Here is a 236-nt window from a genome sequence, read left to right on the forward strand (position 1 = left end):
CCCTCAAGCACTCGGAAACTCCGGGGCTCGGCGCTCATATCGCCGACTGGCCGCAGGGCTGGCTCCAGGTGTTTGCCGGCCGGTCACGCGCCGATCCTGTCGACGCGGGATGGGCGCTGAAAAAGGATCAGGGGCAGTTCGACCAGATTGCCGGCGCAACCATCACCTCACGGGCGGCGATCAATGCCATCCATGACGCGTTACGCTATTTCGACGAACATCGGCAGGCCTTGATT

General features: G+C 63.1%; 1 protein-coding gene. It reads left to right on the top strand.

Going from position 1 to position 236, the window contains the following annotated elements; all coding sequences use genetic code 11:
* A partial coding sequence (locus tag AAEZ10_RS27760; RefSeq protein WP_350571892.1) for an FMN-binding protein occupies positions 1-236 on the top strand: 236 nt, incomplete at both ends.

It is taken from the genome of Pseudomonas sp. H26/SER47-MNA-CIBAN-0231, from assembly GCF_040310465.1.
Classification (GTDB): domain Bacteria; phylum Pseudomonadota; class Gammaproteobacteria; order Pseudomonadales; family Pseudomonadaceae; genus Aquipseudomonas; species Aquipseudomonas atacamensis.